The following is a 12,615-nucleotide window of genomic DNA, read 5'->3' on the forward strand; positions in this document are numbered from 1 at the left end:
AAAGCCCTAGCCCCGAAAAGCAAATTCCCGTTGTTTATGCAGGCATAAACAACGGGAATGCAGGGCCCTGGCCTGGCTCGCTTGGATCAGGTGCGGTATTCCGCGTTGATCTTCACGTACTCGTGGGACAGGTCGGTGGTCCAGATGGTTTCGCTGCAAGCGCCGCGACCCAGCTCGATACGGATGCTGATCTCTTCTTTGGCCATCACCGCTGCGCCTTGGTCTTCGCTGTAGCTAGCGGCGCGCCCGCCCTTGCTGGCGATGCACACGTCGCCCAGATAGACGTCGATCAGGCTGACATCCAGTTGCGCCACACCGGCACGGCCAACGGCAGCGAGGATGCGGCCCCAGTTCGGGTCGGAGGCAAACAATGCAGTTTTGATCAGTGGCGAGTGGGCCACGGCATAGCCGACGTCCAGGCACTCTTGGTGGGTCGCGCCGCCGTTCACCTGCACGGTCACGAACTTGGTCGCACCTTCGCCGTCACGGACGATGGCCTGAGCCACTTCCATGCACACCGAGAACACCGCCTCTTTGAGCTTGGCGAACAGCTCGCCGCGTGGCTCGGTGACTTCAGGCAAGGCTGCTTGGCCCGTGGCGATCAACATGCAGCAATCGTTGGTCGAGGTGTCGCCGTCGATGGTGATGCGGTTGAACGACTTGTTCGCCGCATCGCGCAGCAGATCCTGCAGCACGCCTTGGGCGACTTTGGCGTCGGTGGCGATATAGCCAAGCATGGTCGCCATGTTCGGTTTGATCATGCCCGCCCCCTTGCTGATGCCGGTGACGGTGACGGTCACGCCGTCATGCTGGAACTGGCGGCTGGCACCCTTAGGCTGGGTGTCGGTGGTCATGATGCCTTCGGCAGCCTGCGCCCAGTTATCCAGCGCCAGGTTATCCAGCGCAGCTTGCAGCGCGCCCTCGATTTTCTCGACTGGCAGCGGCTCGCCAATCACGCCTGTGGAGAACGGCAGCACGGCGTGCTCGTCGACCCCAGCCAGCTGTGCCAGCGCCGCGCAGGTGCGGGCCGCGTTGACCAAGCCAGGTTCGCCGGTGCCCGCGTTGGCATTGCCGGTGTTGGTCAGCAGGTAACGCACTTTGCCGCTAACCCGTTGCTTGGACAGGATCACCGGCGCGGCACAGAACGCGTTCAGGGTGAATACCCCGGCAACGCTGGAGCCTTCGGCGCAGCGCATCACCACCACATCTTTGCGCCCAGGACGCTTGATACCCGCCGAAGCGATACCCAGCTCGAAGCCAGGGACAGGGTGCAGAGTGGACAGAGGGCCAAGACCAACAGCCATGGGAAGACTCCTTCAGGTAAGCAAACCGATTCGATGATAAAACGCCGCGAACGGTAAGCCCGTACGCGGCGTTGTTTAGTCCTGTACAGCGGGGTGCGACGGCTTAGTTAACCTGGCCGTGGCAGTGCTTGTACTTCTTGCCCGAGCCGCAAGGGCAAGGCTCGTTACGCCCGATTTTGGCTTCGACCCGCGCTGGAACTGCGGCGACTGTAGCCACGCCATCTTCCTCGGCGCCGTCGTCTTGCGGCAGAGCGGAAGCATCGGCGTGCTGGAACTGCATACGCGCGGCCAGGGCTTCGGCGTCACGCCGCAGACGCGCCTCTTCCTCTTCCGGGTCTTCACGGCGTACTTGCACGTGGGACAAGACACGGATGGAGTCGCGCTTAATCGATTCCAACAGCTCTTGGAACAGGGTGAAGGACTCGCGCTTGTACTCTTGCTTAGGGTTCTTCTGCGCATAACCACGCAGGTGAATACCGTGACGCAGGTGATCCATGGTGGACAGGTGGTCCTTCCACAGGTCATCGAGGACGCGCAGCACAATCTGCTTCTCGAAGGTGCGCAGCGCTTCAGCACTGGCCTCTTCTTCTTTCTCGTTGTAGGCCTTCAGCAGCTCGGCGAGGACGCGCTCACGCAGCACTTCTTCGTAGAGTTTGTCGTCTTCATCCAGCCACTGCTGGATCGGCAGACGCAGGCTAAAGCTGCTGTAAATCGCCTCTTCCATACCCGCAATATCCCACTGCTCGGGCAACGACTGCGGCGGCATGTAAGTATTGATGGTGTTGTCCAACACTTCCTGACGGAAGTCGGCAATGGTCTCGCCGATGTTGTCCGCAGTGAGCAGGGTGTTACGCATGTGATAGATCACTTTGCGCTGCTCGTTGGCCACGTCGTCGTATTCGAGCAGTTGCTTACGCATGTCGAAGTTACGTCCTTCGACCTTACGCTGCGCCTTCTCGATGGCGTTACTGACCATGCGGTGCTCGATGGCCTCACCGGACTGCATGCCCAGTGCCTTCATAAAGTTCTTCACCCGATCCGAGGCGAAGATGCGCATCAGATTGTCTTCCAGCGACAGGTAGAAGCGGCTGGAACCTGGGTCACCCTGGCGACCGGCACGACCCCGCAGCTGGTTGTCGATACGCCGCGACTCGTGACGCTCAGAGGCGATCACATGCAGGCCGCCGGCCTCGATCACTTGCTGATGACGCTTCTGCCAATCGGCTTTGATCTGGGCAATTTGCTCAGGCGTTGGGTCTTCGAGGTTGGCGACCTCTACTTCCCAGTTACCGCCCAGCAAAATGTCAGTACCCCGACCGGCCATGTTGGTGGCGATGGTCAGCGCACCTGGGCGCCCGGCCTGAGCGATGATCTCAGCTTCTTTTTCGTGGAACTTGGCGTTCAGCACCTTGTGCGCAATACCGGCTTTGGTCAGCAGGTTGGACATGTGCTCAGACGTTTCGATGGTGGCTGTACCGACCAGCACCGGACGACCTTGGGCCAGGCTGGCCTCAACGTCTTTGACGATGGCTTGATATTTTTCTTCGGCGGTCAGGTACACCAGATCGTTGAAGTCTTTACGCGCCAACGGACGGTTAGTGGGGATCACCACCACTGGCAGACCGTAAATCTGATGGAACTCGAACGCTTCGGTGTCGGCGGTACCGGTCATGCCGGACAGCTTGGTGTACAGACGGAAGTAGTTCTGGAAAGTGGTCGACGCCAGAGTCTGGCTTTCGGCCTGAATCGGCAGATTTTCTTTAGCTTCGATCGCTTGGTGCAGACCTTCGGACAGACGACGGCCTTGCATGGTCCGGCCGGTGTGCTCGTCGATCAGGATGACTTGGTTTTCCTGGACGATGTACTCGACGTTGCGATGGAACAGCTTGTGCGCACGCAGCCCCGAGTAAACGTGGGTCAGCAGGCCCAGGTTATGCGCCGAGTAGAGGCTCTCGCCTTCGGCCAGCAGGCCGGCTTCGGTGAGCATTTCTTCAACGAACTGGTGACCGGCTTCGTTGAGCTCAACCTGGCGGGATTTCTCGTCGAGTTTGTAATGACCTTCTTGGGTCACCACGCCCTCTTCTTCCTCCACGTGCAGCTTCAGACGCGGAATCAGCTTGTTGACTTCGATGTACAGACGCGAGCTGTCTTCGGCCTGGCCGGAGATGATCAGCGGGGTACGGGCTTCGTCGATGAGGATCGAGTCGACTTCGTCGATCACGGCGAAATTCAGCTCGCGCTGGAATTTCTCTTCCTGACTGAACGCCATGTTGTCGCGCAGGTAATCGAAACCGAATTCGTTGTTGGTGCCGTAGGTGATGTCAGCGGCATAGGCAGCGCGCTTGTCATCCGGCGGCATGAACGGCGTCACGATACCCACGCTCAGGCCTAAGAATTCATACAGCGGGCGCATCCAGTTGGCGTCGCGACGGGCCAGGTAGTCGTTGACCGTGACCACGTGTACACCTTTGCCAGCCAAGGCATTCAGGTACACGGCCAGGGTGCCCACCAGGGTCTTACCCTCACCGGTGCGCATCTCGGCAATCTTGCCTTCGTGCAGGGTCATACCACCAATCAACTGCACGTCGAAGTGGCGCATGCCCATGACCCGCTTACCCGCTTCACGGGCTACGGCAAAAGCTTCGGTGAGGATTTGATCGAGTGTTTCGCCTTTGCTGAGACGGGCTTGAAACTCGCTGGTCTTGGCGCGCAACTGCTCATCCGAGAGGGCAACCATCTGCTCCTCGAAGGCATTGACGGCCTGTACCGCCTTGAGCATGCGTTTAACTTCACGCTCGTTCTTGCTTCCAAAGAGTTTTTTTAACAAAGGCGCAAACATATCGACAGGATCTTCCAGGCGTATGGATTAAGGGAGGCTACACAGCGACCCAAGCAGCCCTCATGGCTGCATGCGAAGCGGGCATTCTACTCGGAAACGTGAATGAGGAAAGCCACCTTATTCACCCACGCCCACTCGGGCGATGTAACTGGCGGGATTGACCAACTGACCGTGCTTCGTTACTTCGAAGTGCACATGATAACCGCTGGCGCGACCGCTGCGGCCAACCTTAGCAATGGTTTGTCCTCGTTGCACTAGGTCGCCAATCGCAACTTCACTGGATTGATTATGTGCATATAAGGTGGTGTAACCATCTGCATGGCTGATTTCAACAGTACGCCCATAGCCCGAACGGGTGCCAACAAAACTGACCACGCCTGCCGCTACCGCGACCACATCGCTACCCGCCTTGGCCGCAAAATCCACACCTTTATGTTGGCCGCTACGCCCCGTCAGTGGATGCACGCGCCGCCCAAAAGGTGAGGAGATATACCCTTGGCGCACTGGTGCGCCAGACAAATACTGCGCCTCACTGAGTTGACGCTCACCGATCAATTGCTCCAGCACTTCCAACTGCTGTTCGCGGCTGTCGAGGCGCAGGCTCAGTTGATCCAGCGCATCCATAAAGGGCGGCGGCGCATAGGCGGCGTCACCGAGACTGTCCTCCGCACCGCCTTGGCCGACGTTAAGGGAAAAATCAAATTCACTGGCGTCCAAATCAGCCAATTCGGTAAGCCGCGCCCCCAGTGCATCGAGGCGTGTCAGGCGGGCTTGCAGCTCGGCCACATGGGCGGCGAAGGCATCCAACTGACGCTGTGCATCACGGCGCACAGCACTCACTTGCTCTTGCTGCTGCACCCGTGCGGCGTCCGTTTGCGCTAGCGGCACCGCCGGCTGGATAACTGGCGCAGGTGCCCAGCGCGAACCGAGCACAGCCCCAGCGGCAATGGCGAAGATCAATGCCAGCGCGGCACCGGCCAACAGCCAGCGCAGATCGACACTTAAAGTACGCGCAGCACCGTGGCGCCGACTCAACACAATAATCTGCATGGGCTCCCCTCCCTAACGACGAAGCATCAGTGGGCAGCAGTGGTCTGCTACCATGGCAGTTCTATTTTTTCAGGCTTCCCGCCATGGCCTTTCGTCCCTTACCAGCTCGGGCACCTGCCGCGCTATTGCGCGAGGTCAAACCCTTAAAGACGCTGTTCAATCAAGCGCAACGCATTGAGCGCTTGCAACAATTAGTGGCCAGCCAGCTGCAACCGGCGGCCCGCGAGCACTGCCTGGTGGCATCGTGGCGGGAAGGTTGTTTGCTGTTAATCATCACTGACGGCCACTGGGCCACGCGCCTGCGCTATCAACAAAAACGCTTGCTCAAGCAATTGCAGGCTCTGGAAGAGTTCGCGACCTTAACGAAGATTCTCTTTAAGGTGCAACCTCCAACCGTCGAAATGCGTGCGGCGAGTCGCACTATCAGCCTCTCCAGCAGCGCCGCGGAAAACATCCAAGCCACCGCTGAAGGCATCACCGACCCCAAGCTTAAGGCCGCCTTAGAGCGCCTCGCGAAACACGGCCAAAGCGGCTCTTAAGCCCGCAAGGGCTAACCATAGCAGCCAAGTGCCAGCAATAAAAACGCAGACATAAAAAAAGGCCACCCGAAGGTGGCCTAATCAAACACAGAGAGGGTCTTGCGTTACACCGCCGCAACCGGGCGCATGTAAGAGATTGGCGCGGTGTTGATATCGTCAAAGGTCACCACTTCCCAAGCATCAGTTTGCTCGATCAGTGTGCGCAGCAAGCGATTATTCAGCGCATGCCCCGATTTAAAGCCTTTGAACTCGCCAATCAGGCTGTTGCCCAGCAGGTATAGATCGCCGATGGCGTCGAGAATCTTGTGCTTAACGAATTCGTCCTCATAACGCAGGCCGTCTTCGTTCAACACGCGGAACTCGTCTACCACGATGGCGTTTTCTACGCTGCCGCCGAGTGCCAGGTTCTGCGAACGCAGGAACTCGATATCACGCATAAAACCAAAGGTACGGGCGCGGCTGACTTCTTTCACAAAGGAGGTGCTAGAGAAGTCAACACTGGCCGACTGGGTGCGATTGCGGAACACCGGGTGATCGAAATCGATCTCGAAGCTCACCTTGAAACCTTCGAATGGGACGAAAGTGGCGCGCTTGTCGCCCTCTTCCACCGTCACTTCACGAAGGATGCGGATGAACTTCTTATGGGCGTCCTGCTCTTGCAAACCTGCCGATTGAATCAGGAATACAAAGGGTCCGGCGCTGCCATCCATAATCGGTACTTCGGATGCGGAGAGCTCGACGTAGGCGTTATCGATGCCCAGGCCGGCCATGGCCGAGAGCAGGTGCTCTACCGTATCCACCTTGACATCACCATTAACCAAAGTGGTCGACATGGTGGTTTCACCGACATTGCCGGCGCGCGCGGGAATTTCCACGACGGGGTCAAGGTCGGTACGACGGAACACGATACCGGTGTCCACGGGCGCTGGCTTCAGGGTCAGGTAAACCTTCTCCCCGGAATGCAGGCCAACGCCGGTCGCGCGGATAATGTTCTTCAGGGTGCGTTGTCTGATCATGGCTTGGGCCGCTATAGCACTAGTTGCGAATAGTTTTCAACAATGGCCGGGGATAATATCAGACCCAGCCTTTGCTGAACACCAATCACCTTAATACTCCTGATACATTTCATTAATCGGCCTGGCGACGCAGGAACGCAGGGATATCCAGATAATCCAGATCATCCTGTGGGTTTAGCTTCGCCGCTGTCGCTGCACCGCTGTGGCTCTGACGCTGCACAGTGGGGCGCTCGTAGTCTTTGTAGTTGACGTTGTTTTCGTTACGCACTGGAGCCGGGGCCGCTGTGCTCGCGCTAACACTGGCGCTGGCGGAAACCTGCATAGTGTTGTCGACGACTTTAACTGGCTTCTCAATGCGCGCACCCAGGCCAGTAGCGACTACAGTCACGTGCAGCTCATCGCGCATATCCGGATCGATCACGGTGCCGACCTTAACGGTGGCGTGGTCGGAAGCGAATTGTTCGATGATGTTACCTACGTCGGAGTACTCACCCAGAGACAGGTCAGGACCGGCGGTGATGTTCACCAGAATGCCGCGCGCGCCCTGCAGATTGACGTCTTCCAGCAGTGGGTTGCGGATGGCCGCCTCGGTGGCTTCACGGGCGCGGTTCGGACCACTGGCGCAGCCAGTACCCATCATCGCCATGCCCATTTCGCTCATGACGGTTTTCACGTCAGCGAAGTCGACGTTGATCATGCCCGGACGTTTGATGATGTCGGAGATACCGCGTACGGCACCGGACAGCACGTCGTCAGCCTTGGCAAAAGCCGACAGCAGGCTGGCGTCTTTGCCGAGGATGGTCAGCAGTTTTTCGTTAGGGATGGTGATCAGCGAGTCAACGCTTTCACTCAGCGCGCGGATGCCTTCATCGGCGATCTGCATACGCTTACGACCCTCGAACGGGAACGGACGCGTGACCACAGCCACGGTCAGGATGCCCATTTCTTTGGCCACTTGGGCGATAACAGGAGCTGCACCGGTACCGGTACCGCCGCCCATGCCGGTGGTGATAAAGACCATATCGGTACCGGCCAATACTTCGGCGATACGCTCACGGTCTTCCATCGCCGCTTGGCGACCGACTTCCGGATTAGCACCGGCACCCAGGCCTTTGGTCACCGCAGTGCCCAATTGCAGGATGGTCCGCGCGCCAATGTTCTTCAGCGCTTGGGCATCGGTGTTGGCGCAGATGAACTCCACGCCTTCGATGTTATTTCTGGCCATATGGTTAACGGCGTTACCGCCACCGCCGCCTACGCCAATGACTTTGATTACAGCACTCTGTGGTGCGCTATCTACGAGTTCAAACATGTCCCTCTCCTTTTTACTTTCTAGTTGTAACGCCTACTGCAAAATCAGAAATTGCCCTGGACCCAGCGTTTCAGCCGCTCCAAAACAGGTTGTTTAACTTCATCGCTGTAGCTACCGGGCACCGACATCGAGATACCGTCGGTTTGCTTCTGCAGGCCATACATCAACAGGCCTACACCGGTGGAATAAATTGGGTTACGCACAACATCGGCGAGACCGCGCACACCTTGCGGCAGGCCCAGGCGCACTGGCATGTGGAAGATTTCTTCGGCCAGTTCAATGGCGCCTTCCATCTTCGCGGTACCGCCCGTGAGGACGATGCCGGCCGGGATCAGGTCTTCATAACCGCTGCGGCGCAGCTCGCCCTGAATCAGGGTGAACAGCTCGTCGTAACGCGGCTCCACCACCTCAGCCAGGGACTGACGCGACAGGTCGCGCGGCGGACGATCGCCGACGCTCGGCACCTTGATGGTTTCGCCAGCACCGGCCAATTTGGCCAGGGCGCAGGCGTAACGAATTTTGATTTCTTCGGCGTACTGAGTCGGTGTACGCAGGGCCATGGCGATATCGTTGGTGACTTGGTCGCCAGCAATTGGGATCACGGCGGTGTGGCGAATCGCGCCTTCGGTGAAGATGCAGATATCGGTAGTACCGCCACCGATATCGACCAGGCACACGCCCAGCTCTTTTTCGTCATCCGTCAGCACGGCGTAGGCCGAGGCCAGTTGCTCGAGGATGATGTCATCCACTTCAAGGCCGCAGCGGCGCACGCATTTCTCGATGTTTTGCGCAGCATTTACCGCACATGTGACCACGTGCACCTTGGCCTCCAGACGTACACCCGACATCCCCAGCGGCTCGCGCACGCCTTCTTGGTTGTCGATCACGTAATCCTGCGGCAGGGTGTGCAGCACGCGCTGATCCGAGGGAATGGCCACGGCTTGGGCCGCATCCAACACACGCTCAAGGTCAGCCTGGCTGACTTCACGATCACGGATAGCCACGATGCCGTGGCTGTTAAGGCTACGGATGTGGTTGCCGGCCACGCCGACAAAGGCCGAGTGAATCCGGCAGCCGGCCATCAGCTGCGCTTCTTCAACAGCGCGCTGGATCGACTGCACGGTGGATTCAATATTGACCACCACGCCTTTCTTTAAGCCGCGCGACGGATGGGTGCCGATGCCAACCACTTCCAGTTGGCCATCCGCATTCACTTCGCCGACCAAGGCCACTACCTTGGAAGTACCTATATCAAGGCCGACGATCATCTTGCCGCTCTGCACATTTGCCATGGCTAATTTCTTCTCCTAAATCACTGCACTGCAGCGGGTTTAAGCGCTGCGGGCGCCGTCGGTTCACGCCAAGCCACGGCCAGGCCGTTGCTGTAACGCAGATCGATGCGCGCAATATTCGCTTGTTGCTCTTTTAAGGCCTTGTCATAAATGGCCGTGAAACGTCGCATCTTTTCCACCAGGTGATCGCGGCCTAACAGCAGCTCGATGCCCTGTCCGGTGGAGAGGAACCAACTGCCGCGCTCACGCAGTTCCAGGCGCGCAATGGAGAAACCCATTGGCCGCAGCATCTGGCTGAGCACCTGGTATTGCTGCATCACCCGCTGCTGTGCGCGCTTAGGCCCGTACAACTGCGGCAGATGCTGGTAGTTGGCCAACTCTTGCGGAGCGAAGGCGCCGCCTTGGTTATTCAACAGTGCCTCATCACCCCAGCGGGCAATCGGCAATTGCTCTTCTAAACGCACCACCAGCTGATCCGGCCACACGCGGCGTACCTGGGCATTGGCAATCCACGGCATTTGCTCCAGCTCGTGGCGCAGCCCCGTCAGGTCAACACTGAAGAAGCTGGTCGCGGCATACGGCGCAATGCGCTGCTGCACCGCTTGCTGGTTGACGTAACTCAAATCGCCCTCAACGCTGATCTTGGAGATCGGCTGATCGGCATAGGGCAGCGCCCGTAACGACAACTCATAGGTGCCGTAACCCAAACCAATCAACAGCAGCGGCCAGGTCAGATGACGCAGCCAAGCGAAGCTGGTTTTCGGCATACTCACCCGCCGCGCCAGCGGTTCCTTGGCCACCAGGCGGCTGGCGCCGCGCTGCGCAGGCTTACCGCGCAGCGGTGCGCGATTGGAGCCTGACGGGTGACGTAGGGAGGCGTTCATGAGTTAACCTCGCGCCGCTAGGCTGTCGGCCAAAATGGCCAACACCAGTTGTTGAAAATCAAGGCCGGCAGCGCGTGCTGCCATGGGCACCAGACTGTGGTCGGTCATGCCCGGCACGGTGTTGACCTCCAGCAGCCAGAACTTACCGGCGGCGTCCTGCATCACGTCAGCCCGCGCCCAGCCTTGGGTGCCCAGTGCCGCGCAAGCGCGCAAGGTGAGGTCTTTCAGCTCCGCTTCTTTAGCGGCATCCAGGCCACAAGGAATGCGGTACTGGGTGTCATTGGCCAGGTACTTGGCGTCGTAGTCGTAGAAGCTGTGCGACGTGCCCAGGGCAATCGGTGGCAGCACCTGCTCGCGCAGCATGGCGACGGTAAATTCCGGCCCGGCGATCCACTGCTCGACCAACACCTGCGAGTCATAACGACTGGCGGCTTGCCAGGCGGCGATCAACGCGTCGAGGTTATCCACCTTGGCCATGCCAATGCTGGAGCCCTCGTGGGCGGGTTTGACGATCAACGGGAAGCCCAGCTCAGCGGCTGCACGCTGGCAGTCTTCGCGCGTGGCCAACACATCATGATTCGGTGTCGGCAGGCCCAGGCTCAGCCACACACGCTTGGTGCGCAGCTTGTCCATGGCCAGCGCCGAAGCCAGCACGCCGCTGCCGGTATAAGGGATGCCGGCGCACTCCAGCAGGCCTTGCATGGCGCCGTCTTCACCGCCACGGCCGTGCAGCACGATAAAGGCGCGGTCGATCCGCTCGTGGCTCAGGCGCTTGAGCAGATCCGCCCCGACATCAATACCAAAGGCATCCACACCCGCATCCAGCAGCGCTTGCAGCACCGCCTGGCCGGACTTCAACGACACTTCGCGCTCGGCGCTGGTGCCGCCAAACAGCACCGCGACGCGACCGAAGTCACTGACCGGCACTTGTGAATGCAGGCTCAGGGCGCTCATTGCCCCTCCTCTTGAGCCGCGAACAGCGGGCTCTTCAGCAGTTGCGGCGCGAGGCCACCGATATCGCCGGCGCCTTGGCAGAGAAGAATGTCACCCGCGCGCAGCAACGGCTTAACGATCGGCGCCAAGTCGACACCACGCTCGATATAGATCGGGTCGAGTTGACCACGCTGGCGAATGCTGTGGCACAGATTGCGGCTGTCGGCACCGGGGATCGGCTCTTCGCCGGCCGGATAGACCTCCATCAACAGCAGCACTTTGGCGTCGGCCAGCACCTGCACGAAGTCTTCGTACAGATCGCGGGTACGGCTATAGCGGTGCGGTTGATAAACCATCACCAGACGCCGCTCAGGCCAGCCACCGCGTACGGCCTTGATCACTGCCGCCACTTCGCGCGGGTGGTGACCGTAGTCATCGACCAGCATCACGCTGCCGTCGGCCACCGGCAGTTCGCCGTACACCTGGAAGCGCCGGCCAACCCCCTGGAAGCCCGACAGGCCTTGGATGATGGCGTCATCGTTGATGCCTTCATCGCTGGCAATGGCGATGGTCGCGAGGGCGTTCAACACGTTGTGGTTGCCTGGCATGTTCACCGACACATCCAGCGGTTCACAGTCACGGCGCAGCACGGTAAAGAAAGTCTGCATACCCGCCTGACGCACATTGATCGCGCGCACATCGGCGTCTTCATCAAAGCCGTAGGTCACGGTCGGACGCGCCACTTGCGGGAGGATCTCGCGCACATAGGGGTCGTCCACGCAGAGCACGGCCAAACCGTAGAACGGCAGGTTATGCAGGAAGTCGACGAAGGTTTTCTTCAACTTATTGAAGTCACCTTCGTAGGTGCTCATGTGGTCCATGTCGATGTTGGTGACCACGGCCACCATCGGCTGCAAATGCAGGAAGCTGGCGTCGCTCTCATCCGCTTCGGCAATCAGATAGCGGCTGCTGCCGAGCTGCGCATTGGTGCCGGCGGCATTCAGGCGGCCACCGATAACGAAAGTCGGGTCCAGACCACCGGCGGCAAACACCGAGGCCAGCAAGCTGGTGGTGGTGGTTTTACCGTGAGTGCCGGCCACCGCGATGCCGTGGCGATAGCGCATCAGCTCGGCCAGCATCTCGGCCCGTGGCACCACCGGAATACGGCGCTCCAACGCCACCGCTACTTCCGGGTTGCTGGGGTTGATGGCGCTGGAGACGACCAACACATCGGCCTCTTCGGCGTTCTCGGCGCGGTGGCCGATAAAGATCTTGGCGCCAAAGCTTTCCAGACGCTCGGTCACGGCCGAGGTTTTCAGGTCCGAGCCGGACACTTCATAGCCGAGGTTAAGCAACACTTCGGCGATACCGCACATGCCGGCACCACCGATGCCAACGAAGTGAATACGGCGGATACGACGCATACGCCGAACTTCCGAGCGAACT

The 12,615-nt window shown here is 59.5% G+C and carries 10 protein-coding genes; 1 reads left to right on the forward strand and 9 read right to left on the reverse strand.

Going from position 1 to position 12,615, the window contains the following annotated elements; all coding sequences use genetic code 11:
- Nucleotides 1-86 precede the first annotated feature (86 nt).
- The 3 genes from argJ to NTD81_RS10825 all read right to left on the reverse strand — a co-directional run bounded on the left by argJ (nucleotide 87) and on the right by NTD81_RS10825 (nucleotide 5,193).
- Nucleotides 87-1,304 carry a bifunctional glutamate N-acetyltransferase/amino-acid acetyltransferase ArgJ gene (gene argJ / locus NTD81_RS10815; RefSeq protein ID WP_262182318.1) on the reverse strand — a complete coding sequence of 406 codons (1,218 nt, stop codon included), beginning with the start codon at nucleotides 1,302-1,304 and terminating at the stop codon, nucleotides 87-89.
- A gap of 103 nt (nucleotides 1,305-1,407) precedes the next feature.
- Entirely contained in the window at nucleotides 1,408-4,143 is a 2,736-nt protein-coding gene (secA, locus tag NTD81_RS10820) for a preprotein translocase subunit SecA (RefSeq protein ID WP_262182319.1), read from the reverse strand.
- A gap of 117 nt (nucleotides 4,144-4,260) precedes the next feature.
- Nucleotides 4,261-5,193 (reverse strand): M23 family metallopeptidase, encoded by a 933-nt coding sequence (locus NTD81_RS10825; RefSeq protein ID WP_262182320.1) that lies wholly within the window; start codon nucleotides 5,191-5,193, stop codon nucleotides 4,261-4,263.
- An 83-nt stretch (nucleotides 5,194-5,276) separates the two neighbouring features.
- Here NTD81_RS10825 and NTD81_RS10830 point away from each other — a divergent pair, with 83 nt between their 5' ends.
- Nucleotides 5,277-5,732, forward strand: coding sequence for a DUF721 domain-containing protein (locus NTD81_RS10830; protein ID WP_262182322.1), 456 nt, complete (start codon nucleotides 5,277-5,279; stop codon nucleotides 5,730-5,732).
- Nucleotides 5,733-5,836: 104 nt separating this feature from the next.
- On the opposite strand, the gene lpxC is transcribed toward NTD81_RS10830, so the two are convergent.
- The 6 genes from lpxC to murC form a co-directional block, all read right to left on the reverse strand.
- Nucleotides 5,837-6,748, reverse strand: a complete 912-nt coding sequence (lpxC, locus tag NTD81_RS10835; RefSeq protein WP_262182324.1) for a UDP-3-O-acyl-N-acetylglucosamine deacetylase — start codon at nucleotides 6,746-6,748, stop codon at nucleotides 5,837-5,839.
- Between the two features lie 112 nt (nucleotides 6,749-6,860).
- The gene (ftsZ, locus tag NTD81_RS10840) at nucleotides 6,861-8,060 is read right to left on the reverse strand and encodes a cell division protein FtsZ (protein ID WP_262182325.1); all 1,200 of its coding nucleotides are present in this window, start codon (nucleotides 8,058-8,060) and stop codon (nucleotides 6,861-6,863) included.
- Nucleotides 8,061-8,104: 44 nt separating this feature from the next.
- Nucleotides 8,105-9,352 carry a cell division protein FtsA gene (ftsA, locus tag NTD81_RS10845; protein WP_262182327.1) on the reverse strand — a complete coding sequence of 416 codons (1,248 nt, stop codon included), beginning with the start codon at nucleotides 9,350-9,352 and terminating at the stop codon, nucleotides 8,105-8,107.
- A gap of 20 nt (nucleotides 9,353-9,372) precedes the next feature.
- A complete protein-coding gene (locus NTD81_RS10850) occupies nucleotides 9,373-10,236 on the reverse strand; it encodes a cell division protein FtsQ/DivIB (protein WP_262182328.1) in 864 nt (287 codons plus the stop codon).
- Between the two features lie 3 nt (nucleotides 10,237-10,239).
- Nucleotides 10,240-11,190, reverse strand: a complete 951-nt coding sequence (locus tag NTD81_RS10855; protein WP_262182330.1) for a D-alanine--D-alanine ligase — start codon at nucleotides 11,188-11,190, stop codon at nucleotides 10,240-10,242.
- Nucleotides 11,187-12,593: a UDP-N-acetylmuramate--L-alanine ligase gene (gene murC / locus NTD81_RS10860; protein ID WP_262182416.1), complete on the reverse strand. Its 1,407-nt coding sequence runs from the start codon at nucleotides 12,591-12,593 to the stop codon at nucleotides 11,187-11,189. Before murC ends, NTD81_RS10855 begins: the two co-directional genes overlap by 4 nt.
- Nucleotides 12,594-12,615: the final 22 nt, after the last annotated feature.

It is taken from the genome of Pseudomonas sp. 5P_3.1_Bac2 (assembly GCF_025465995.1).
In the GTDB taxonomy this organism is placed as follows: Bacteria; Pseudomonadota; Gammaproteobacteria; order Pseudomonadales; family Pseudomonadaceae; genus Aquipseudomonas.

What these genes read in the sequence shown, in the direction of transcription:
- argJ (WP_262182318.1), bottom strand. Translation starts at nt 1,304, where the DNA reads ATGGCTGTTGGTCTTGGCCCTCTGTCCACTCTGCACCCTGTCCCTGGC.
- secA (WP_262182319.1), bottom strand. Translation starts at nt 4,143, where the DNA reads ATGTTTGCGCCTTTGTTAAAAAAACTCTTTGGAAGCAAGAACGAGCGT.
- NTD81_RS10825 (WP_262182320.1), bottom strand. Translation starts at nt 5,193, where the DNA reads ATGCAGATTATTGTGTTGAGTCGGCGCCACGGTGCTGCGCGTACTTTA.
- NTD81_RS10830 (WP_262182322.1), top strand. Translation starts at nt 5,277, where the DNA reads ATGGCCTTTCGTCCCTTACCAGCTCGGGCACCTGCCGCGCTATTGCGC.
- lpxC (WP_262182324.1), bottom strand. Translation starts at nt 6,748, where the DNA reads ATGATCAGACAACGCACCCTGAAGAACATTATCCGCGCGACCGGCGTT.
- ftsZ (WP_262182325.1), bottom strand. Translation starts at nt 8,060, where the DNA reads ATGTTTGAACTCGTAGATAGCGCACCACAGAGTGCTGTAATCAAAGTC.
- ftsA (WP_262182327.1), bottom strand. Translation starts at nt 9,352, where the DNA reads ATGGCAAATGTGCAGAGCGGCAAGATGATCGTCGGCCTTGATATAGGT.
- NTD81_RS10850 (WP_262182328.1), bottom strand. Translation starts at nt 10,236, where the DNA reads ATGAACGCCTCCCTACGTCACCCGTCAGGCTCCAATCGCGCACCGCTG.
- NTD81_RS10855 (WP_262182330.1), bottom strand. Translation starts at nt 11,190, where the DNA reads ATGAGCGCCCTGAGCCTGCATTCACAAGTGCCGGTCAGTGACTTCGGT.
- murC (WP_262182416.1), bottom strand. Translation starts at nt 12,593, where the DNA reads ATGCGTCGTATCCGCCGTATTCACTTCGTTGGCATCGGTGGTGCCGGC.